The following is a 22,366-nucleotide window of genomic DNA, read 5'->3' as shown; positions in this document are numbered from 1 at the left end:
AAAATCCAAAGTTTGTTGAGACCGGTTTCATTACGGCCGGATCAGCCATTTGGTTGCCTTTGGATGTGCAATTAAGGGGGAAAGAGAATGAAAAATGCCGGCACGGCTAAAAAACTAGTATTCTTGCTTTTAACGGTTGTACTCATTTTCTCAAACGGGATCCTGTTGGCGCCATCGCAATCACAAGCTGCCGGAAAAGAGAAAACGAATCCATTGGTGAAAATGCCTGACCGCAAGAAACCGGACGGGCTCGATCAGGCGGAAAAATATAAAGAGGACCGGCAAGTGCGCGTCATCATTGAGCTCGCCGGCTCGCCGGCCATTAATTACGCAACAAAGCGCGGCATTCGCTATAAAGATCTCTCCAAAGACAAAAAAACGGAACTCCAGCAACAAATCAAAAACCAGCAATCTGGCGTTCTTTCAGCCATCCGGTCCAAAAAACTGCCGCTTAAAGTGGAAAACCAGTTTACAACAGTGGCAAACGGCATCAGCGGCACCATCCCATACGGCAAAATAAAAGAATTAAAGAAAATTGAAAATGTATCCCATGTTTATATCGTCAACCGGTATAAACGGCCGCAGGACAAGCTTCAGTCCGTATCCAGCAACGGCCTTACCGGCGCGCCTGAAACGTGGAATTTAAAGTATAAAGGGCAAGGCATGGTCATCGGCGTCATCGATACAGGGATCGACTATCGCCACAAAGATATGGTGCTGTCGGAAGGCACGGTGCCGAAACTGACCCAGGCAAAAGTCTCCGATCTCATAAAAAAAGATGCCCTTCCCGGGAAATATTTTACGGCAAAAGTCCCGTATGGCTATAACTATGCAGATAAAAATACCAACATTATAGATGAAGGGGACGGTGCTTCCATGCACGGCATGCACGTCTCGGGCATTGCGGCGGCAAACGGCAATGAATCGGAAGGCGGCGTGAAAGGAATTGCACCGGAGGCCCAGCTTTTGGCGCTAAAAGTGTACAGCAATGACCAGGATCAGGCATATACGTACGGCGACATTTATATGAAAGCCATTGATGATGCCATTAAACTCGGTGCGGACGTATTAAACATGAGTTTTGGCACGCCGGATGCATCTACGGATGGGAATGATCCGGAGCAAAAAGCGGTCAGCCGCGCAGTCGACAATGGGATCTTCATGTCCGTTGCAGCCGGAAACGAAGGCCAAATTGGCGGGGAAGAACATAGCCCGTTCGCATCCAACCCGGACATTGGCACCGTCAATGCACCGGGTACCGCACCGAATGCCATGTCTGTTGCCTCGATGGAAAATACGAATGTCCATGCTGATCTGCTTGATTATACAGTTGCAGGTGGAAAGACGGCCTCCATTCCATTTTTCTCGGCAGGAAGCAGGCACCCGAACGATGTCGTAAACAAAACATACGATGTTGTGGATTGCGGGTATGGCACAGCAGAAGATTTTGCAGGGAAAGATCTATCGGGCAAATACGCGTTGATGGCGCGTGGCGGCAATACCAATCTTATTGAAAAAACAGCCAATGCCCAAAGTGCTGGCGCTAATGGGGCCATCATTTACAATAATCAAATCGGTATTCTCGAAATGGCTTCAGACCGGTTTATCAAGATTCCGCAAATTTCGCTATTGCAGGCGGACGGGAAAACGATGAAAGCCGCTTTATCGGAAGGGAAACAGGTAAGCCTTACCTTTACCGGGAAGAAAGCCGAAATCCAAAACCCAGAAGCCGGAAAAATGAGCTTTTTCTCCTCTTGGGGAACGGCGTCCAACTTGGACTTCAAACCGGAAATCACGGCACCTGGCGGGGAAATTTATTCGACATTAAACAATGACCAGTACGGCACCATGAGCGGCACATCGATGGCCACCCCGCATGTTGCGGGCGGCGCTGCGCTTGTTTTGCAGTACATCCATTCTGCATTTCCGTCACTAAAAGGCGCAGATAAAATAAAACGGGCAAAGACTCTGCTCATGAACACGGCAATGCCGCTAACAGATCCGGCTTCCAAAACGTTTTATTCGCCGCGGAAGCAAGGCGCAGGGCTGATGCAAATCGACAGGGCGGTGACAACGCCGGTGTATATTGTCCGGAAAGGGACAAGCGACGGAAAAGTGGCGCTTAAAGAAATCAGCGCCAACAAATTTTCTTTTACCTTAACAGCAACCAACTTTGGCAATCGAGACGCTGAATATACCGTTAGCACAAAACCGCTCGCGGACAGGGTCGATGCGCAAGGCAAGCTGGCATTATCTTCCGCGGAAATTGAAGACGCCGCTGTCACGATAGACAATCCGTCTGTGAACATTCCAAAAGGCGGGTCAAAAGACATCACGATTACGATTGACTTGTCTAGGGCGGATGCGAATTTGGCAAAGAAAATGAAAAACGGCTACTTTGTTGACGGTTTTGTCACGTTCCATGAAGAAGGATCTGGGCTTCCGGATTTGTCCGTCCCTTATTCCGGTTTTAAAGGGGATTGGGGGAAGGCACCTGTACTTGACCAGATGGTGTATAACTGGAAACAGTCATTTTTCCAAATCTCCGGCATGGTGGATGGAGACGGTTACTACCTCGGCGAGGATCTATTTGAAGAAAACCATTTCGACCAAAATAAAATTGCCATTTCGCCGGACGAGGATGGTTCGGGCGATACTGCAACACCGGTCCTGTCTTTCTTGCGGAACAGCAAAATGGCCGAATTCAGCATTTTGGACGGGAACAAAAAAGAAATCCGGAAGCTCTATACTGAGTATGATTTGCCGAAAAACATCTGGGATGACCTGCCGTATACTTATCTTCCGGATGAGACGACATGGGACGGCACTGCGAACAATAAAAAAGTAGCGGACGGAAAGTATTATTACCAGATCAGGACAACACCGGGCGATTCCGGAAAACCGGGGCAGACGATGCAGATTCCTGTACTGGTCGACACAAAAGTGCCGGAGATCAGCCATATCAGCTATGACCATGACGCCGATGAAGTCAGCTTTTCCGCCATGGACAACGGGGGAAGCGGCGTTCAATACATCCTGCTGTTTGTTGACGGGAATTTGGAAGGCGCAGTGGAGCCGGACGCCGGACAAACGTACCATGTCCCGCTCAGCGTGAAAGCCAATCAATCGATTACCGTAACAGCCTACGATTATGCCGGTAACCATGCCACTAAAACAGTAAGCGGGAAAAATGCTGTTTCCGGCATCCATTTGGAGGAGCCGTTTGCGCTGACACCGTATGATTCAAGGGATATAGATGTATACGGAACGATTACGAGTCCGTATAAAGTCAGATTTGTTACGGTGGAAGGAAAAGATTTGGCTGTTTCGCCGGTGAAAATACCGGTAGATGAGGATGTGGACGGAACTTATTTGTTTGATTCAACAATGGCCGGCCAACCGATCCGGTTCAAAAAAGACGGCGTATTTGACCTGAAAATTTCCGCTATCGATGAAAAACAAAATAAAATGGAATTCAACAGAAAAGTGATCATTGACTCGACAGAACCGGAAATCAAAGCGGATGGTTTGCCGAACGACAATCGGACAGAAGCAGGGACTGTCAAGGTGACGGTAACGGACAATTTTGACCGGCTCCGTTTCACGGAAAACGGGAATGAAATTTTCAATCATCCATTCGGCAAGGACGTAAAGAGCGGGGACCAGTTTGCCATGCGGAAATTCAGCAAAACGATGACGCTCAAACTGGCAGACGGGAAAAATGTTTTTAAAGCAGAAGATTTTGCTGGCAACATCACTGAACTGGCAGTCATTAAAATTCCGCCGAAGCCATCGCATGTGGACAAAGTGGGTGACCGGGATACGAAAGTGACGGGCTCCGCCAAAAGCGGCCTTGTTGTCGAAGTAAAAGCCGGTTCTAAAAAGCTTGGCAGCGCGGCTGCAAAAAACGGTAAATTCACCGTCCCGATTCCGAAACAAAAAGCGGGCACAGTATTATCCGTCTCGGCCAAACAAACAAGCACCGGCTATGCCAGCAGAACGGTGCAAGTGAAAGTAGCGGATGAAACACCGCCACCTCCGCCAAAAGTGCGGACCGTCACCAACTTTTCAAAAAAGGTCACCGGCACAGCGGAGCCATATGCGACAATCACGGTAAAAGCCGGCAAAACAACTATCGGAACCGGAAAAGCCGATAAAAACGGGAAATTTGCGGTCAAGATACAACCGCAAAGGATCGGCAAAAAACTGTATGTCTATGCAACCGATGCGGCGCACCATCCAGGAAAGACCACAGTTGTAACCGTAAAACCGCCGGCACCGTCCGCACAGGGCGTTAAAGCAGGCGCAACGAAAGTGACCGGAACGGCACTTAGCGGGTCCAAAATCTATGTCAAAACCGGAAAAACGGCAATCGGCCATGCTGTTGCCGGGAAAAATGGCAAGTTCATCGTGAAAATCAAAAAGCAAAAGGCAGGCACAAAATTGTCGTTGTATGCTGTCAAAAACGGCATTTGGAGCGACGCCAAAACGATTACGGTACAAAAATAGGGGAACACATACCACCGTTTAAAAGAAAAATAACGTTTCAGGGCCAGATGCCTTGTTTTTTATTTTCCCGAAAACAGCTGAAAAGGGCTACTTCTTTTTTTGCCCATTGGAAGAAAAACGCCTAAAAAGGATGCAACATTTTTCTTACTCATGTAAAATGGAAAGAGCGAATAGGAGGCTTTGCCATTGCTCATGAAGAAAAAACAAAGCGCGTTGGTGCTTGCGGGCATATGTATCCTGTTTATGGCTGCCATGTTTCTTTTCTCCAATCAGCCCTATAAGGAACAGGACATGCGGCCGGAATTGGAAAAGCTGGTACACCTCGATGCAAACACATTGCCGAAAATCGAATTTTATTACGGGGGTGCGCTTGTCACGTCAACGCTGCCGTATGATTTTATTGAATTCTGGATCCGGAAATCCTGCCATGTGGCGGAATATGCCGTCTGTACTTTGCTGATCCTTCTAACTTTGCGCACGGTTTTGGTTCCTGTCCGTTTTGCAGTCCCGGCCGGCTTTCTGGCAAGTTTTTTCTATGCCAATTTCGACGAATGGCATCAAAGTTTTGTCAGCGGCAGAACAGGGCATTTTATAGATGTCATCACTTTTGACAGTTTCGGCATCTTGATTGGCGTCTGTCTGTTTTTATGGTTTACGCGAAGAAAAAGATCCCGATAATGCTTAACGAACGGCATTTGTTTCTTTATAATAATCGTATTGAATATACAACAGGGAGTTCTAATCTATGAGCATATCTGTCAGATTTAAAAACGTTTCGAAAAAGTATAAAATGTACCGGAGCAATTCGGAAAAAATTCTCGATATCATTTTGCCGGGCGGTTATGGCGATGATTTCTACGCCTTGCAGAACATCTCTTTTGAGGCAAGCAACGGGGATGTCATCGGTGTGGTCGGCGTTAATGGCGCCGGCAAATCAACCTTGTCCAATCTGATTACCGGCATTATTCCGCCCACAACCGGAACGATTGAATTAAACGGCGAAACATCGCTAATTGCCATCAACTCCGGCTTAAACAATGAATTGTCAGGCCTTGAAAATATTGAACTGAAATGTCTGATGCTTGGGTTTACCAAAAAGCAGATTAAGGAGCTAACCCCGCAAATTATTGAATTTGCGGATATCGGGCAGTTCATTGATCAGCCTGTTAAAAAATATTCAAGCGGGATGAAGTCACGGCTCGGATTTGCCATCTCGGTCAACGTTGACCCTGATATTCTTGTTATTGACGAGGCGTTATCAGTCGGCGACCAGACATTTGCTGATAAATGTTTTGAGAAGATGAATGAATTCAAGGATGCAGGCAAAACGATCTTTTTCATCAGCCACTCCATGGGTCAGGTAAAGAAATTTTGCGAGAAAGCGATGTGGCTGGAAGCAGGGGAAATTAAGCAATACGGCGCGATCGATGATGTTCTGCCAAATTATGAAAAATTCCTGAAAGAATTCAAATCGTGGCCGAAAGAAAAACAGAAAAACTTCAAACAGATGATTCTCGAAAAACGGAGCAAAGAAAGAAAAGAAAAAGTGGCAGAATAAGGAGGCGGCTGCCCGGAATGCTTGTTGCATGCCGGGCAGCCGCTTTTTGCTTACCGGGATTTTCGCTGGAAAACCGGAAGTGAACGGCTGAAGAACGATTCCAGCCAGGCAAACTGTTTTTCGCAAAAAATAGATATAAAAATTGACAGCGCTTACTTTTTAGCGGTATAGTGAAAATGTGTACATACTCACAATGGGAGGGAATTGTAATGGCCAGCTTAGAAAATAAAATTGCAATTGTTACAGGCGGCGCTTCCGGGATCGGACTTGCAACCGCAAAAGCTTTTACGGAAAAAGGGGCGAAAGTGGTCATTTCCGATTACAACGAAGAAAGCGGCAAAGCGGTTGAAAAAGAACTCAAAGAAAAAGGGGCGGATGTTTGCTTTATTCGTGCCGACGCATCTGATGAACAGTCCGTCGCCGATCTTGTCGCAGAAACCGTCAACCGGTACGGCAAAGTGGATATTATGGTGAACAATGCCGGCATCGGCGTCATGGCCGAAACCCATGAACTGAGCTTTGAAGACTACCAAAAAGTCATTTCCGTCAATCAAAACGGTGTATTTTTCGGTTCGAAATATGCCATCCGTGAAATGTTGAAAACAGGCGGTGGCTGTATTGTCAATACATCCTCTATTTTAGGGTACGTCGGCGAACCGGGCGCTTTTGCCTACAATGCAAGCAAAGGTGCCGTCAACCTGATGACAAAGTCGCTGGCCCTTGAATATGCATCAAAAGGCATTCGCGTGAATGCGGTGAACCCGGGGTATGTTGAAACCGGCATGGTGAATAAGGAAGCACTCGGCGATTTTTATGACGGCCTGGTCGCAAGGCATCCGATCGGCCGGCTCGGGCGTGCGGATGAAATCGCCCATGCCATCGTGTTCCTGTGCGAAAATGAATTTGTAACCGGTATTGCCCTGCTCGTGGACGGCGGTTATACAGCGCAATAAGTGCGGCATAACCAGCGCCAAAAGGCATCCATCCGGTCCGGGTTGATACCGGTTGATGCGTTCAAGCCATAAACCGGCCCTCGGGAAGAATTGCCGATTTGGCCGTATTTGCAAATGCGTCTGTCCGGACAAGCCATAAAAAAACCTGCATCCGCTAAAAGGATGCAGGTTTTTTTGGTTAAAAGTGCATAACCCAGATGGTTCCGTAAACAACGACGATCGCAATGATGATGCTGTAGATCATATTGCTGACATTGATCTTTCCGTTTTCGCCTTCTTTGACGTGCATGAACATAAATAATTGCACGCCAGCCTGGAGGAAGGCAAACAATCCGATTGTCCAGATGATCGCCGTTTTAGAAAGGTTGGTATACAAAGCAACATACAGTGCCACAAGGGTCAATACGATTGAAAGCAGAAAACCGATGACATGGCCGATCGGATATTTTGAATGATGCTCCATTATTTCATCAACCCTCCTAAATAAACGAAAGTGAAGATAAAGATCCAGACAACATCAAGGAAGTGCCAGTAAATACTTACAACGAAAAATTTGCGTGCCGTCATCGGCGTTAAACCGCGGCGGATCAGTTGTATAATAATCGATATTCCCCATAAAATCCCGAGGGAAACGTGGCATCCGTGCGTTCCGAGCAATACATAGAATGCGGAAAGGAATGCGCTTGTCGGCAGTGTTGCCCCATCATGAACGTACGTGACAAATTCATTGATTTCAAAGCCGACGAAAGTTAAACCGAGAAGAAGGGTAACGATAAACCAGCCGAGCATCGCGCCTTTATTCCGGTTGCGCATATTGAAGACGGCAATTCCGCATGTAAAACTGCTTGTCAAAAGGACAAAGGTTTCAATCAGGACACCTTTGAGCTCAAAGATGTCCTGCTGAACAGGCCCGCCTGCTGTTTGGTGCTGGAGTGTAAAATACGTTGCAAACAGCGTTGCAAACAAAGTGATTTCAGCCGCCAGGAAAACCCAGAAACCGAAAATGGTTAAACGGTCCTGATTGCGCTGGTATTCGAGGGGCAATGATGTATCCAAATGTTCGTCGCTCATCGTTTTACACCTCCTGCTCTTGTATTTTCTGTGCGAATGATTTCTTCTACACTGATATAGTGCCCTTTATCCGGGTCAAACGATCTCCACGCAAGGCAGCCGAGCATCATCAAACCGCCGAGAATGGCGAGCCACCACCAGGACCAGACAAGGCCGAAACCTGCAAGGCCCATCGATACAGCGGAGAAAAATGGCATTGCCGAGTTATTTGGCATATGGATCGGTTTGTACTCTTCATCCCGGTAAATCGGTGTGCCGTTTTCTTTGTATTCTGCGAACGCATCAAGTGTAGAGACAACCGGCTGTTTCGCAAAGTTATATTCCGGAACCGGTGTAGGGGTTGCCCAATCTAATGTGCGGCCATCCCAAGGATCACCGGTCGTGTCGCGAACGCCATGTTTAATGCTGTAAACAATGTTCCAAGCCAGGACGAGGAACCCAATCCCCATGATATAGGCACCTACTGTAGAGGCGAAGTTCCAACCTGTCCAGCCAAGTCCTGCTTCATAAGTGTACATCCGGCGCGCCATTCCGTCGAGGCCGACAAAGAATTGCGGCAGGAAGCAAAGGTTAAAGCCGACCATCCACAACCAGAACGTAATTTTGCCCAGTTTTTCATTCAGCATATAGCCGAACATTTTCGGATACCAGTAGTGGAGCCCTGCGAAACATGCATAGGCGACTGCCGGAATCAATGTATAGTGGAAGTGGGCAATCAGGAAATATGAATTGTGATATTGATAGTCTGCTGCTGCCATGGAAAGCATAACACCCGTAACCCCGCCGATCAAAAATGTCGGGATAAAGGCAAGCGACCAAAGCATAGGCGTTGTTGTTCTAATTTTCCCTTTATGCAATGTAAAGATTTCGTTAAATAATTTGACACCCGTTGGTATCGCGATAATCATCGTTGAGATCGAGAAGAACGAGTTTACGACGGATGTGTTCCCCATTGTAAAGAAGTGGTGAACCCATGTGAAATAACTGAAGAATGCGATACCAGCCATCGCAACGACCATGGAGGCATATCCAAACAATCGTTTACCCGAGAATGTAGCGATAATGTCCGCGTAAATCCCAAGAGATGGCAGCAACACAATGTACACTTCCGGGTGGCCCCAGATCCAGAACAAGTTTGCCCATAACATCGGGCTGCCGCCTGAACCCATGGTAAAGAAGTGTGCGCCGAAAGTACGGTCAAACGTTACTTCTGCCAAAGCCACTGTCAAAACAGGGAAAGCAAAAAGCACGATGATAAAAGTAATCAAAGTAGACCATACGAACATCGGCATTTTCATTAATGTCATGCCCGGCGCCCGCATTTTCAGAATCGTGACAATGAAGTTTACGGCCGTTGCCAGTGTCCCGATCCCGGAAAGCTGCAGGCCCATTGCATAATAGTTGTTTCCGACACCTTTTGTAAATTCCGTGCCTGCAAGCGGGAAGTAGTTCGTCCAGCCGGCAGTAGGGGAACCCCCGATAATAAATGAAATATTAAAGAGGCACATCCCTGCAACCATTGCCCAGAAGCTGAATGCGTTCAAAAGCGGGAAGGCAACATCGCGCGCCCCGATTTGGAGCGGAACAGCAACGTTAATCAGGCCGAACAAAAACGGCATCGCCATAAATAAGATCATGACAACCCCGTGGGTCGTAAAGATCCCGTCGTAATGGTTGGCATCAAGCAGATGCTGGTTCGGCAGTGCAAGCTGTGTTCTCATCATTAAAGCATCGACACCGCCGCGGAATAACATTAATACCGCAACGATAATGTACATAATCCCGATTTTTTTATGGTCAACGGTTGTCAGCCATTCTTTCCATAACCATTTCCATTTCTTGAAATAGGTTAGAGAAAAGATCACAGCGGCCGCGCCAAGTGCCATGCCAACTTCGGCGGCATATATGGCCGGTTCACCGGTGACGAAAAAATCACTAAGTTTCACACTGTTTTCCTCCTATTCCAATGATTATTTTCCGCCCATATCCATACCGGACATATCGTGGTGGTGATGGTGATTTTGTTTCTCACCTTTTTCCGATTCTTCATAATAGCTTTTTTGTTCATCCGGTTTATCCCATTTTAAATGGGTCCCTGTATAGGTATGCCTTCCTACAAGGCCTTCTTTTTTAACCAGGTTTTCATAATCCGATTTTTTCATTTGAGGCGCTCTGCTTTTGACTTCCTTCACCCACGCATTAAAATCTTTCGGTGTTTGGGCCAACACATCGAAGTCCATCTTTGCAAAGCCTTCCCCGTTGAAGTTTGCGTTTCTTCCTGTATATTCGCCAGGGTGGTCTGCAGCCAGAATCAGCCTCATCGTCATGTTCGGCATCGTATATTTCTGTCCGCCAAGTTCAGGGATCCAGAAAGATGCCATCGTACCGGATGATGTCAATTCGAAATTGATTGGCCGCCCAGCCGGGATGTTTACATAGTTAACGGTTTCAATGCCCTGTTCCGGATAACTGAAAATCCATTTCCATTCCGATGACGTGACATAAATCGTTAAAGGTTTTTCGCTTTTCATGGATTTTGGCGTTTCTTCAACCGAATAGTTTGCTTTAACGGTTGGAATGGCAATGGCAATAATAATCAGCACCGGGATAATGGTCCACACCGTTTCCAGCACTTTATGGCCGTGGATTTGCGGCGGTTTATAATCAGCCGGCAGACGCGACGCCCTGTATTTTATCACCATATAAAGATACAACCCAAGGACAACGACGAATACAAAGGCCATTAAGATGGATGAGTAAACAATCAAATGATATTGTTCCCGCGCCATTGGGCCTTGTGGGTCGAGCACTGCAAATTTGGTGTCACATCCGCCGAGCAAAAAGAGCGATGTGAGGGACAAAAGCAGCACCAGTTTCCAAGGTAGTTTCCTCAACACATTTTTTCTCTCCTTCCGGTTTGGTAAAATAGTGTACAAATAAAAGCAAATGAAAAAAAGGTGGTACTTTTATTTTTTCACCTTTATTATGGTGCTAACCTATTTTACAATAAAAAAATATAGATTGTATTGTCTTTTACCCTTATTCCGCCATGTTTCATAAAAATTTCATAAAAAGTTCATATATTTTTCATAGATTTGTCAAATACTGGCATTATCCAGAAATAATTTACAACTTTGTGAAGGAATACGGTATTTAATATTTTGGAAAAGATTTCAAAACCATTTTGGGAGGAAAAGTGTTTTTAACGTATAATGTTAAGGGAAACAGAAAGGGGTTTTACGGATGATAAAAGCTGTGATTTTTGATTTCGACGGGCTGATTATGGATACGGAATCGGAACACTATGAAGCGCTTTGTGAAATTTTTCGCGGCTACAATTGCGAGATGCCGCTTGAACTATGGGGAAAGGGGGTAGGCACGCATTCGGGTTTTAAGCCGTTTAAATATCTTGAAGAGCAGATCAAAAAGCCGCTTGATACAGAAAAACTGGACCACGAGCTGGAGGAAATGTTTTTAAAACGGCTCGAAAAAGGCGCGGCCCGCGAAGGCGTGGAAGATTATTTAAAGTCGGCCAAGAACCTCGGGCTTAAAGTCGGGCTGGCTTCAAGCTCCGACAGGAAATGGCTGCACCGCTATTTGCGCCAGCTTGGCCTTCTCGCTTATTTTGACTGCATCAAATCTTCCGATGACGTTGAAAAAGTCAAACCGGACCCTGCTTTGTATTTGAAAGCAGCCGGCTGTCTCGGCGTGGAACCGGAACAATGCCTCGTCTTCGAAGATTCGCCAAACGGGTCGCTTGCGGCAAAACGCGCCGGTATGGCATGCGTAGTCGTCCCGAACCGGGTAACAAAAGACCTCAAGTTCGGCGAGATTGACCACCGCCTCGGGTCAATGGCAGAAACGCCGCTTGAAGAAGTAATCCGGTTTATTGAAAGCCGTTGACAGAACAACCCGCTTCTGCATGCCGGAAGCGGGTTGTTTGTTTCCACTATTCCTTAGTCACCAGACAGATTTTCTTCCAGCATTTGCGTGACTTTTTCTTTTTCAGCATCTGACACCGCCAAATAATAGATCCCGTCAAAGTTGGCATCGGTGCCTTTTACTTCATACTCGGTAATGTTTTTGGCGGCATTCCGGTAATTTTTCTCAATCGTAAGCATGTCATTAAACGTCATATTTGTTTTGACATTGTCGCCAAGCGTATCAAGGATACTGCTGTATTTTGCCACAGAAGAAATGCTGGTTGCTTTCCGGATCAGCGCCTCGATCACTTTCCGCTGCCGTTTATTGCGGCCAAAATCGCCTTCCGGATCAAGATGGCGCATTCTGACATAGCCGAGCGCCTGGGCTCCGTTCAGATGAATTTCCCCTTTTTTGTAATGGTACCCTTTTTTATAGTACCCTTCGTCATGCCAGTCAATTGTGTTGTTGACGGTAATGCCGCCAACCGCATTGACCAGTTTTTTCAGGGCCTGCATGTTGATTTTCACATAATAATCCATTTGGATACCGGTAAAGTCCTCAACGGTCTGCAGTGCCATACTGGTTCCGCCATATGCATACGCAGCATTGATTTTGTCATATGTGCCGCGTCCGGCGATCAGCGTCCTTGTATCCCGCGGGATGCTGACCAGCTGTGTCGTGCTTTTTTTCGGATTAATGGTCATCACAATGATGGCATCGGAACGGCCGCTGTCATTTGCACGTTCATCCACACCAAGCAGCAAAACGGAAATCGGCTGCCCGTTCTGGCTTGAGATGCTTTCATTTGAAGTGCCTGCCAACGATTCATGCATTTTATTAGCCGCAGCTTTTGCCGAGTGATAAACATAGTAGGCATAACCGCCACAGGCGATGACCAGGATCCCAATTAGGCTTAAAAAGGACATCAGGATTTTTTTCTTCATCGGTGGCCCTCTCTTTTTCGTCATATAATTGTTTATTATAGCATGATTCGCTACGCTTGAATATCTTTTTTGTCGATTCCCATCATATACCGTCAGTATCGGGCTGACGGTGCGGCCTGTTTTTCAATCCTCGCATTTTGCAACGAAAACATTAAGAAAAATTTAAGTTTTCCCCATCATGATGAAGTCAGAAAGAAGAACAGATAGTTTCTATAAAATTGGAAAACAGGAAAGGAGAACATAAAGATGAAGAAGTGGATCATTGTAGTGATTTTGATTATTGTGGTCATCGGGGGAGGGTCGCTTTTCTATGTAAAGAGCAGGGCAAACAGTGCAGACGCAAGCACAAAGACGGTCCAGACGGCCACAGTAGAGAAAGGAACATTATCGGTAAAAGTGACCGGTTCCGGAACGGTTGAATCGGCAAGCAGCAAAGATGTAGAAGCGGACAAGGCGGCAACAGTGGAAGATGTACTCGTTTCAAGCGGCGATACCGTGAAAAAAGGAGACAAACTAGTCACCTTTGAAGACGGCAGCGATCCGATCACGGCCCCGATTTCCGGCGAAATTACATCGCTCAGCGTTGCAAGCGGCGATCAGTTAAGAAACGGCCAGGTTGTGGCACATATTAAAAATTACAATCAATTGGAAACGACCATTTCTGTCGATGAAACGGATATTAACAAAGTGAAAGAAGGGCAAGATGCCAACATTACGCTGAACGCCCTGGATGACAAAACATTTAACGGCAAAGTCACGGATGTTGCGGAAGAAGGAACCAACACTAATGGCGTATCGACTTTTAAAGTCACCTTGTCGATCGGCAATCCAAAAAACATCAAAGTGGGCATGTCCACGGAAGCAACCATCACAACAAAAATCGTAAAAAACGCGCTGTATGTGCCGGTTGATGCCGTCCATACCGATGGCAGCACAAAGTATGTATACGTTAAAACCGATTCCGGTGTGGCGAAGACAACGATCAAAACCGGTGCCTATAATGATGATGACATCCAGGTGACAAGCGGTTTGAGCGAAGGCCAGCAAGTTGTCCTGCCTAATGCCAACAGCAGCTCGTCTTCTACCGGACGTGGCACGCAAAAAGGCAATATGCCGGGCGCAAGCGGCGGATTCATGGGCGGCGGCATGCCAGGCGGAAATGGGGCTAACATGCATGGAGGCGCACAATAATGGGAAAAACCATCATCGAAATAAAAGATTTAGTCAAAACATATAAAGTCGGCGGAGAAACGGTGACTGCCCTGCACCGGATTTCCCTCCACGTCGAGGAGGGGGAATTCATCGCGATTATCGGCCCGTCCGGCTCCGGCAAATCTACATTGATGAACATGATCGGCTGCCTCGATAAACCGGAATCCGGCGAATATATATTGGAAGGAAATGATGTTGGAAAGCTGAACGATTATGAGCTGGCAACGATCCGCAACCAAAAAATCGGCTTTATTTTCCAGAACTTCAACCTGCTGTCGAAACTGACAGCAATTGAAAATGTTGAGTTGCCGCTTTTGTACCAAGGAGTAGCCCCGCAGGAGCAGAAGCAATTGGCGCAGGAATGCCTTGAAAAAGTCGGCCTGGGTGACCGTGCCCAGCACCTTCCGACACAGCTTTCCGGCGGCCAGCAGCAGCGTGTTGCGATTGCACGCTCTCTCGTTTGCAATCCGCCGATTCTGCTTGCAGATGAACCGACCGGTGCCCTCGACAGCAAAACAAGCAAAGAAATTTTGGACGTGATGAAAAAGTTAAACGGGGAAGGCCATACCATTATTTTAATTACCCATGACCTTGGCGTTGCAAGACAGGCCAAGCGGATTGTGCAGATTAAAGACGGCCGGCTATATGAGAACGGAGGGGATCCTGTTGAAACTTCTGCCTTCTTTTAAACTGGCATGGCGAAACATCCAAACAAGCAAACTGCGATCGTTTTTGACGATGCTCGGGATTATTATCGGGGTAGCTTCGGTGATTGCCCTCGTCTCGATCGGGCAGTCCAGCTCCCAATCCGTGAATGCTTCGATTAACAGCCTTGGCACAAACGTATTAAGCGTCAGCGTTCTTAACTCGGACAGCAGTGATTTTACGGCCGATGATGTCAATGGTTTGCAAAAAGTGAACGGTGTGAAGCGGGTTGCCCCGGTCATTTCAGGACGGATCACTGCCAAAAACGGAACAACATCGTCCACAATTAGCGTTGTTGGCACCACTGCATCTTATCAAAAAATCAAAAATATAAAAGTTGCAAACGGCCGCTTTCTTGCCGATATAGACAATGAACTGCGCTTAAAAACCGTTGTGCTCGGATCAAGTGCGGCATCAACCTTGTTTTCCGGGGAAAACCCGGTCGGGCAGACGGTCCAGCTGAACGGGACTTCCTATAAAGTGGTCGGCGTCCTGCAATCTTCCGGTAGCTCGATGGGGTCAAGCGGGGATGATACAATTTTCGTGCCGCTCAGAACAGCCGAGCAACTGACCGGTTCCAATGCCATCAGTTCGGTTTACGTTCAGGTGCAAAGTGCAGACCAGGTTTCTTTTGTCGAACGCCAGTTGAATTACGCGCTTTTATCCGTCTTCCATGATACGGACGATTACAGTGTTTCCAATTCGCAGGATGTCATGGATGCGATGAGCGACGTACAGAATACGATGTCACTCCTTCTCGGCAGCATCGCAAGCATCTCGCTATTGGTTGGCGGGATCGGGATTATGAATATTATGTTTGTTTCTGTATCGGAACGGACGAAGGAAATCGGGATCCGGAAAGCGATCGGGGCAAAACGGAAAGATATTCTTGTCCAGTTTTTGATTGAAGCGGTCGTATTGAGTGCATTAGGCGGCCTGATCGGCGTAGGGGCCGGGTTTGCCGCTATCAAAATTTACGCGCTCTTTGCAAGCACGAGCGTTACCCTGTCGCTTTCAGTTACTGCCCTTTCGTTCGGCTTTTCGCTCATTGTCGGTGTCGTCTTCGGCGTTTTCCCGGCAAATAAAGCGTCAAAACTGAATCCGATTCAGGCTTTGCGGTACGAATAATAACCGGAAGACACTTACTGCGTAAAATTTTTGCAGTCCGTAGAACAAATAATATAGGAAAACACCCGGACAAACGCATCCGGGTGTTTTCCCATAGTAGCAAGCCGCTGGAATGGAAAGAAGGAGCAGAATCTTTTTGATATAATGGAAAAATGGAGGTTTTACTGATGAAGCTGTTGATTGTGGAAGACAACGTATCCCTTTTGGAATCCATGAAGCGGATGCTCGAAGATGAATTCGAAGTGGAAACCGCAACAGACGGGGAAGAAGCGCTGTATCTTGCCCAGCAAAATATTTTCGACATTATCCTGCTTGATGTCATGCTGCCGGAGATGGACGGCTTTTCGATATTAAAAACGTTGCGGAAAGACCGGGTCGAAACGCCGGTCCTGTTTGTGACGGCAAAAGACTCGCTTGAGGACCGGGTCACAGGGCTTGAAATCGGGGGCGATGATTATATTGTCAAACCGTTCCAGGCTGCGGAACTAAAAGCGAGGATCCGCGCATCGCTCAGACGATCGGGCAATATGACGATCGACCATACGCTCCGTTACCGCGGCATCGAGTTATTCGGAAAAGAAAAAGAAATCAAAGTCGACGGCCAGCCGTTGAAACTGACGATCACACAATACGAACTGCTCGAATACCTGATCCAAAACAGCGGCAATATTTTAACGCGTGAACAGATTTTTGACCGGGTCTGGGGATTTGAAAGCGATACGACGATTGCGATTGTGGAAGTATACATCCACCATTTGCGGAAAAAGCTGGAACCGTTCGGCTATCATAAAGATATCCAAAATGTGCGCGGGATTGGATACCTTTTAAAGGAGCCGGACAAATAATTCATGTTCCGTAAAACGAGGATCAAACTGACGGCATTAAACGCATGCGTATTTATTTTGCTGATTGCCGTTTTAGGAACGGTCATTTATATGTATGTGCGCACACATATGTACAGCGAGGCTGACCAGTCCATTTACAGGGCGCTCGACCGGATCGAAAAAAAAGGTGGAAGCTTAGCCGGCGATCCCCACGGCAATGATATCCGCCTGCGCATTTTGATCTGGGACAAAAATAATAACCTGATGTCCACACCCAGTGACGGTCCGGATGTGTATCTTTATGAACAATATGCGGCGGAATTTGCACCGGCACATGTCCACCGTATGGAAACGATCAAGGTAGCGGGGCATTACTTTCGGACGTACACGGTAAAAGGCATGATGCAAAATGAAGATGTGAAAATCCAGTTCCTTGCGCAAATTGACGGGGAAGTGCTCATGCTCCATAAACTGATGATCATTACGATTGCCGGCTGCGCGCTCGCCAGCCTGCTTGCGGTGATCGCCGGGCTGGTGTTGGCGGAACGGGCATTAAAACCGATCAAAGCCGCGTGGGATAAACAAACGCAATTTGTTTCTGATGCTTCCCATGAAATTCGCACGCCGCTTGCGGTGATCCAGTCACGAGTGGAGCTTTTGCTGCGCAAGCCGAATGAAACGGTGCGGGATGTTCTCCAGGATATTTCCACTGTTTTGAATGAATGCCGCCGTCTTACAAAGCTTGTGTCCAACCTCTTGACACTGGCACGTTCCGATTCGGATAAAATTGAAATTGAACGAAAACCATTTTATCTCGATGAGCTGCTCCGGGAGATTATGGATCATTTTTCAGAACTGGCGGCCATCCAGGGAAAAACCCTGATTTTAAAATCCGCCCCGCCGGTTACGTTTTCAGGGGACCGCGACCGGATCCACCAGCTCATTGTCATTTTGCTTGACAATGCGATGAAATACACGGGGGACGGCGGGAAAATTGAGCTGGCTTGCTTTGAAAGCAAAAACCATGTCGGTATCTCCGTACAGGACAACGGCATCGGCCTGAAAGAGGAGGACCGTGAGAAAATATTTGACCGCTTCTTTCAGGTCAGCAAATCACGGACGAAAACGGAAAGCCTCGGCCTCGGCCTTTCCATTGCAAAATGGATTGTGGAAAAGCACAGCGGCAAAATCAGAGTCGACAGCAAACTTGGCGAAGGGACAACATTTACGATTACCTTCCCGAAAAAGAAGCGGAAAGATGCGCAGGTGAAAAAGAGCGGTAAATGAGTAGGCCGCTCTTTTAACTTGCTTTAATTTTCTAAGCTTATTTCACAACCCACTCATCCTTAGGCCCGTCCAGCTCCATTTTTTGTAATTCCAGCCTCATTTTTTCTGTTTCCAGCAGGAAGTTTTCGTTTTTCAGTTTTTCAAGCTCCAGTTCTTTCTCCAAAACTTGTACTCTTATTTTTTCGCGCGACTTAAAAAAATTCGTTACAATTGCGACAATCGGCACAGAAAAAATTAAAATGACTGAAATCAATCCGATAAAGTCATCCATTAGCACACCCCCGGCATATTCTTAAAGCCATTATACAATAAGTTCTGCATTTTTTTACAATTTCCGTTAAAAAGGAGGGGACAAGTTTCCCCATAGCATGGGCTGCCCTTTACCATGCGGAAAAGTTTTTGGCCCCCAAAAAGTAGCGTACAAAAAAACCTGCCTTGATTCAAGACAGGTTTTTTTGCTATCAGCCTGTATTCCGGAGCCCTGCGGCGATGCCGTTGATTGTAAGCAGGACCTCCATCAGCAGGTGCCGGGCTTTTTCATCTTTGTTTTCGCGTTCACGCAGTTGCGAAATAAGGTAGACTTGGAACAGGTTCAGCGGGTCAACGTACGGGTTGCGGAGACGCACCGATTCTTTAATGTTTGGCGTGTAATCCAGCAATTCTTTTTGGTCCGCAATCTTTAAAACCATTTCCTTCGTTAGTTCGTATTCCGCTTTGATCAGGCCGAAAATCCGGCCGGCAACTTCAGGATCTTTCACCAGCCTCGTATATTCTTCAGCCGTGGAAAGCTCCGCCTTGATCAATGCCATTTGCAGGTTATTGATCGTTGCGTGGAAGAACGGCCATGATGCATACATTTCCTGGAGCAACTTGAAATTGCCGGTTTCTTCCACATATTTGCTCAGACCTGTGCCGGCTGCATACCAGGCGGGGAGGAGCTGGCGGCTTTGCGTCCAGGAAAATACCCACGGAATGGCGCGCAAGTCTTCGAAACGGGCGCTCCCTTTCCGGCTCATCGGGCGGGAGCCGATGTTGAGTTCACCGATCTCATTTAAAGGCGTTGCCTGTTTGAAATAAGACAGGAAGTCAGGGTCGCGGAAGACGAGTTCCTGATATTTTTCAAGCGCATATTCGGAAATTTTATCCATTGCCCTGACAGCTTCTTCGTTTGGCGTTTTGCCATTTTTCTCGTTCTGTTTTTGTTCCGTGATGGCACACATCATTGTAGATGTCGCCTGCTCAAGGCTTCGGTAAGCAATGTCGCGCAGCAAATAGCGCGATGACAGCACCTCACCCTGCTCGGTGATTTTCACGCCGTCGCCAAGTGTAACTGGCGGCTGGGACAAAAGGCTTGAATAAAGCGGGCCGCCGCCACGCCCGAGCGAACCGCCGCGCCCGTGGAAAAATTTCAGCTTGATGCCGTATTTGGCGCCCATTTCGTGAATTTCTTTCTGTGCTTTGTACAGCTGCCAGTTCGCTGTCATCGTGCCGCCGTCTTTGCTACCGTCGGAATAGCCGAGCATGACTTCCTGCAGATTGCCTCGCACCTTTAAATGGTTCCGGTAAATGGGCATTTGGAAAAGGGTTTCGAGCATTTTCGCGCCGTTCCGCAAGTCCGCGATCGTTTCCAGAAGCGGGGCGATATGGATCTCGCTTAAAATATCCCCGCTCGGGTAGACGCGGTACAGGCCGGCTTCTTTCGCGAGCACGAGCACTTCCAGCACGTCGCTGACCGAGTGTGCCATGCTGATCAAATATACCTGGATGGACCGTTCGCCAAATGTTTGGTGGGCGCGTTTGATCATCCGGAATGTATTGATGACTTCCTGCGTTTCCGGCGTAAAAGTATCATAGATTGAAATCATCGGCCGCGGGTCGTTTAGAGCTTTCAGGAGCACCGCGACTTTTTCATCTTCGGACAGATTTTTATAGTCCTTCGCAATATTGACGTTATAAAGCACCTCGGCAAGGGCCGATTCATGCTCGCCGCTATGGTTGCGGATATCGAGTGATGCCAGGTGGAAACCGAACAACTCGACCTGGCGGATGACTTTGCGGAGCAATTTAATCGGATGCCCGGCCGGATGGTGCTGGTTCACGCTGTCCCGGATCATATACAGATCGGCAAGGAGCTCCTCTGTGGAGTGATAGCCGCCATTGTTTTTCCCCACACATTCCAGTTTATGGATCATAATCGTCAGTTTTCTGCGGTAAATTTCATCTTTTGTCGGCCATAATTTTGCAGCCGGCATTGTATTTTCTTCGCTTTCCACAGACGCAAGCAGGGCATGGCTGGCGCTTATTTTTTTGGAAGAATGGCTGAGGAGCTCCCGGAGTGTTGTAAGCGACTTTTTATATTTTTCCAATACGAGTTCACGTTGCATTTCGAGCGTTTTCCAGGTGATGTCCGCGGTCACGTTCGGGTTTCCGTCCCGGTCGCCGCCGATCCACGAGCCAAAATGAAGATAGGAAGGGACTTTAAATCGCTGTCCGTACGATTCGTGCAGATAGTCTTCCAAGTCTTCGTGTATGCGCGGCAGCACGTCGAACAGGACATTGTCGAAATAGTAAAGCCCGTTTTTCACTTCGTCGAGAACGGACGGTTTTTTCTCGCGGATTTCGGAACTTTGCCATAAAATGGTAATCTCATTCAAAATCGTTTCTTCAATGACTTTTTTCTCGTAACGGGTGTTTGCATATTCGAGCGCTTTTAAAAGATCTGCAATGCGTTTGTGGATTTGCAGAATGGTCCGCCTTGTTGCTTCTGTCGGGTGTGCCGTGATAATCAGTTCAAGCGATAAGCTGTTCAGCAGTTCTGCAACCATTTCAGCCGGCACTTTTTCTTTCCGCAGCGTTTCGATGCCATCTTCAAGTGAACGCGGTTGAACCTGGTCTGTATCTTCCGATTGGTACTCCCGCCGGCGCTTAATCCTAAAATTTTGCTCGGTAATATTAAATAATTGCAGATAGGTAGAGAAGGCGCGGATGACTTCCTGGCGTTCTGGCGGATTCAGATCTGTAATTTCTTTTTTTAATTGAAGGTAGAAAGCCTCATCGCCTGTTTCCCTCGCTTTTTGTGCCAGGGAGCGAATATTTTGGATCGTTTTGAGCAATGCTTCGCCGCCTTCAAATAGGATCACTTTATCCAGCAGCCCGGCGAGAAAATCCATGTCTGCCTGCAGTGCCATCCGGGGTGCTTTCTTTTCATCAATTTGATGCAAGGATAATCGCTCCTTTCATTTGGTAGAAAAATGCACAAAGAAAATGATACTTATTATTATACTTGTAAAATGAAAAAAGTCTAATACTTTATAAAATTAAAAAACAGCAAAGGAACATTCCCTACATAGAAGGATAAATTAAGGATAAAATGCGAACAATTAAAAGTCAACGGTAAATATCATTCGTGTTTTTTGCGGGGCAAGTACCGGGGATGGGAAGAAAAGAATTGGCGGTGAAACCGTTTTTTTCTTCTTTAATAATAAATTAAGAAATCGTTGTTAGAGTACAAATAAAGCAGCCGGTATGAAGAGAAAAGGAGATGCTTTCTTTGAAAAAAGTGCATTTATATGAAATTGATTTTATGTGAGGCTTTATTATGCTCGGCGTACTGGCTGTCCACATCACGTCCATTTATGATGCGCAATTGAATGACTGGACAGTTGCGTTTTTGTCGATGTCTGCCGTCCACGCTTCCATGCATGTGATGCGGATTTTTTTTAAGCGGGCAGATTCTGCGTTTTTGGAGGACAGAGCAGGCATTCAATCATTTGGGTGGGATCAGCCATTCATTTCTCTGCCCGGGTCAATTTGTGAAAGTGCGCACAAAAGGGAATACCGTTTACATATCTGACCTTTTCAAATAAAATCATTTGTGAAAAATGTAAACGGATAATAACGGAAAAACCGTCATTTTCCTTCATGCAGGCAGGTGAATTTTCAAATTTTCGCCATAAAATATGTGAATCTGATCACAAAAATAGTGGTATACTTACCCATGTGGAAGAAAAGAAAATGAACGGAACGATCAATTTCAGTCATAAAAGAGCATGCCGTCCATCTCTTTCACAAACCGTATGGCAGCATTTGCTGCAAAAGTTTAATCGTCCTGCTTTAAAGGAAAAGCAGTATGGAATCCATTAGGAGTTGGCACAATATCCATAGACTGGATAGGGGCCCGCCATGCCGGGCTTGCAAAACTGCTTTCATACAGTGGATATATCTTTTACTTTTGATGGGAAGGAAGATTAT

The 22,366-nt window shown here is 46.9% G+C and carries 17 protein-coding genes and 1 pseudogene; 11 read left to right on the top strand and 7 right to left on the bottom strand.

Features of this window, described 5'->3' with window-relative positions:
• The first annotated feature begins 87 nt into the window (after positions 1 to 87).
• The 4 genes from ABR335_RS14205 (at position 88) to ABR335_RS14190 (ending at position 7,020) form a co-directional block, all read left to right on the top strand.
• Complete coding sequence (locus ABR335_RS14205; RefSeq protein WP_350346279.1) at positions 88 to 4,509, top strand: S8 family serine peptidase; 4,422 nt, start codon at positions 88 to 90, stop codon at positions 4,507 to 4,509.
• Positions 4,510 to 4,701: 192 nt separating this feature from the next.
• Positions 4,702 to 5,187, top strand: a complete 486-nt coding sequence (locus ABR335_RS14200) for a VanZ family protein (protein WP_035200705.1) — start codon at positions 4,702 to 4,704, stop codon at positions 5,185 to 5,187.
• A gap of 67 nt (positions 5,188 to 5,254) precedes the next feature.
• Positions 5,255 to 6,067: a teichoic acids export ABC transporter ATP-binding subunit TagH gene (tagH, locus tag ABR335_RS14195; RefSeq protein WP_014096036.1), complete on the top strand. Its 813-nt coding sequence runs from the start codon at positions 5,255 to 5,257 to the stop codon at positions 6,065 to 6,067.
• 209 nt (positions 6,068 to 6,276) lie between these two features.
• A complete protein-coding gene (locus tag ABR335_RS14190) occupies positions 6,277 to 7,020 on the top strand; it encodes an SDR family NAD(P)-dependent oxidoreductase (protein ID WP_104851234.1) in 744 nt (247 codons plus the stop codon).
• Between the two features lie 178 nt (positions 7,021 to 7,198).
• On the opposite strand, the gene qoxD is transcribed toward ABR335_RS14190, so the two are convergent.
• The 4 genes from qoxD to qoxA are packed head-to-tail and all read right to left on the bottom strand — an operon-like array spanning position 7,199 to position 10,988.
• A complete protein-coding gene (gene qoxD / locus ABR335_RS14185) occupies positions 7,199 to 7,483 on the bottom strand; it encodes a cytochrome aa3 quinol oxidase subunit IV (RefSeq protein ID WP_029141973.1) in 285 nt (94 codons plus the stop codon).
• Positions 7,483 to 8,091 carry a cytochrome aa3 quinol oxidase subunit III gene (qoxC, locus tag ABR335_RS14180; protein WP_017553873.1) on the bottom strand — a complete coding sequence of 203 codons (609 nt, stop codon included), beginning with the start codon at positions 8,089 to 8,091 and terminating at the stop codon, positions 7,483 to 7,485. Before qoxC ends, qoxD begins: the two co-directional genes overlap by 1 nt.
• A complete protein-coding gene (gene qoxB / locus ABR335_RS14175; protein ID WP_041818757.1) occupies positions 8,088 to 10,037 on the bottom strand; it encodes a cytochrome aa3 quinol oxidase subunit I in 1,950 nt (649 codons plus the stop codon). The genes qoxC and qoxB overlap by 4 nt, the downstream gene beginning before the upstream one ends.
• 24 nt (positions 10,038 to 10,061) lie before the next feature.
• On the bottom strand, positions 10,062 to 10,988 hold the full coding sequence (gene qoxA, locus ABR335_RS14170; protein ID WP_350346278.1) for a cytochrome aa3 quinol oxidase subunit II: 927 nt from the start codon (positions 10,986 to 10,988) through the stop codon (positions 10,062 to 10,064).
• 346 nt (positions 10,989 to 11,334) lie between these two features.
• Between qoxA and ABR335_RS14165 the strand changes: the two genes are divergently transcribed.
• Positions 11,335 to 11,994, top strand: coding sequence for an HAD family hydrolase (locus tag ABR335_RS14165; protein ID WP_035189428.1), 660 nt, complete (start codon positions 11,335 to 11,337; stop codon positions 11,992 to 11,994).
• A 53-nt stretch (positions 11,995 to 12,047) separates the two neighbouring features.
• Here the strand turns inward: ABR335_RS14165 and ABR335_RS14160 are convergent, their stop codons facing one another.
• Entirely contained in the window at positions 12,048 to 12,959 is a 912-nt protein-coding gene (locus tag ABR335_RS14160) for an LCP family protein (RefSeq protein ID WP_046721202.1), read from the bottom strand.
• Positions 12,960 to 13,205: 246 nt separating this feature from the next.
• On the opposite strand from ABR335_RS14160, the gene ABR335_RS14155 reads away from it, so the two are divergent.
• The 5 genes and pseudogenes from ABR335_RS14155 to ABR335_RS14135 all read left to right on the top strand — a co-directional run bounded on the left by ABR335_RS14155 (position 13,206) and on the right by ABR335_RS14135 (position 18,115).
• The gene (locus tag ABR335_RS14155; protein ID WP_061086761.1) at positions 13,206 to 14,150 is read left to right on the top strand and encodes an efflux RND transporter periplasmic adaptor subunit; all 945 of its coding nucleotides are present in this window, start codon (positions 13,206 to 13,208) and stop codon (positions 14,148 to 14,150) included.
• Between the two features lie 104 nt (positions 14,151 to 14,254).
• Positions 14,255 to 14,860, top strand: a pseudogene (locus tag ABR335_RS14150) (ABC transporter ATP-binding protein); the annotation flags it as partial.
• Positions 14,838 to 16,004: an ABC transporter permease gene (locus tag ABR335_RS14145; protein ID WP_104851236.1), complete on the top strand. Its 1,167-nt coding sequence runs from the start codon at positions 14,838 to 14,840 to the stop codon at positions 16,002 to 16,004. The pseudogene ABR335_RS14150 and the gene ABR335_RS14145, both read left to right, overlap by 23 nt.
• A gap of 167 nt (positions 16,005 to 16,171) precedes the next feature.
• A complete protein-coding gene (locus ABR335_RS14140) occupies positions 16,172 to 16,849 on the top strand; it encodes a response regulator transcription factor (RefSeq protein WP_026685047.1) in 678 nt (225 codons plus the stop codon).
• Between the two features lie 3 nt (positions 16,850 to 16,852).
• On the top strand, positions 16,853 to 18,115 hold the full coding sequence (locus ABR335_RS14135) for a sensor histidine kinase (protein ID WP_061086764.1): 1,263 nt from the start codon (positions 16,853 to 16,855) through the stop codon (positions 18,113 to 18,115).
• Positions 18,116 to 18,152: 37 nt separating this feature from the next.
• Here the strand turns inward: ABR335_RS14135 and ABR335_RS14130 are convergent, their stop codons facing one another.
• Entirely contained in the window at positions 18,153 to 18,386 is a 234-nt protein-coding gene (locus tag ABR335_RS14130; protein WP_026104666.1) for a hypothetical protein, read from the bottom strand.
• Positions 18,387 to 18,576: 190 nt separating this feature from the next.
• Complete coding sequence (gene ppc, locus ABR335_RS14125) at positions 18,577 to 21,285, bottom strand: phosphoenolpyruvate carboxylase (protein ID WP_373897107.1); 2,709 nt, start codon at positions 21,283 to 21,285, stop codon at positions 18,577 to 18,579.
• Positions 21,286 to 21,713: 428 nt separating this feature from the next.
• On the opposite strand from ppc, the gene ABR335_RS14120 reads away from it, so the two are divergent.
• The gene (locus tag ABR335_RS14120) at positions 21,714 to 21,968 is read left to right on the top strand and encodes a hypothetical protein (protein WP_017551992.1); all 255 of its coding nucleotides are present in this window, start codon (positions 21,714 to 21,716) and stop codon (positions 21,966 to 21,968) included.
• Positions 21,969 to 22,366 lie beyond the last annotated feature (398 nt).

This window comes from Heyndrickxia faecalis (assembly GCF_040267745.1).
Classification (GTDB): Bacteria; Bacillota; Bacilli; order Bacillales; family Bacillaceae_C; genus Weizmannia; species Weizmannia faecalis.
This window is presented reverse-complemented; position numbering and strand designations above follow the sequence as displayed.

Bases quoted from the DNA above. Each gene is read 5' to 3' on its own strand.
- ABR335_RS14190 (WP_104851234.1), top strand. From the start codon at position 6,277: ATGGCCAGCTTAGAAAATAAAATTGCAATTGTTACAGGCGGCGCTTCC.
- ABR335_RS14200 (WP_035200705.1), top strand. From the start codon at position 4,702: ATGAAGAAAAAACAAAGCGCGTTGGTGCTTGCGGGCATATGTATCCTG.
- ABR335_RS14120 (WP_017551992.1), top strand. From the start codon at position 21,714: ATGCTCGGCGTACTGGCTGTCCACATCACGTCCATTTATGATGCGCAA.
- ABR335_RS14140 (WP_026685047.1), top strand. From the start codon at position 16,172: ATGAAGCTGTTGATTGTGGAAGACAACGTATCCCTTTTGGAATCCATG.
- qoxD (WP_029141973.1), bottom strand. From the start codon at position 7,483: ATGGAGCATCATTCAAAATATCCGATCGGCCATGTCATCGGTTTTCTG.
- ABR335_RS14155 (WP_061086761.1), top strand. From the start codon at position 13,206: ATGAAGAAGTGGATCATTGTAGTGATTTTGATTATTGTGGTCATCGGG.
- ABR335_RS14135 (WP_061086764.1), top strand. From the start codon at position 16,853: ATGTTCCGTAAAACGAGGATCAAACTGACGGCATTAAACGCATGCGTA.
- qoxC (WP_017553873.1), bottom strand. From the start codon at position 8,091: ATGAGCGACGAACATTTGGATACATCATTGCCCCTCGAATACCAGCGC.
- ABR335_RS14160 (WP_046721202.1), bottom strand. From the start codon at position 12,959: ATGAAGAAAAAAATCCTGATGTCCTTTTTAAGCCTAATTGGGATCCTG.
- ABR335_RS14205 (WP_350346279.1), top strand. From the start codon at position 88: ATGAAAAATGCCGGCACGGCTAAAAAACTAGTATTCTTGCTTTTAACG.
- ABR335_RS14130 (WP_026104666.1), bottom strand. From the start codon at position 18,386: ATGGATGACTTTATCGGATTGATTTCAGTCATTTTAATTTTTTCTGTG.
- ABR335_RS14165 (WP_035189428.1), top strand. From the start codon at position 11,335: ATGATAAAAGCTGTGATTTTTGATTTCGACGGGCTGATTATGGATACG.
- ppc (WP_373897107.1), bottom strand. From the start codon at position 21,285: ATGGATTTTCTCGCCGGGCTGCTGGATAAAGTGATCCTATTTGAAGGC.
- tagH (WP_014096036.1), top strand. From the start codon at position 5,255: ATGAGCATATCTGTCAGATTTAAAAACGTTTCGAAAAAGTATAAAATG.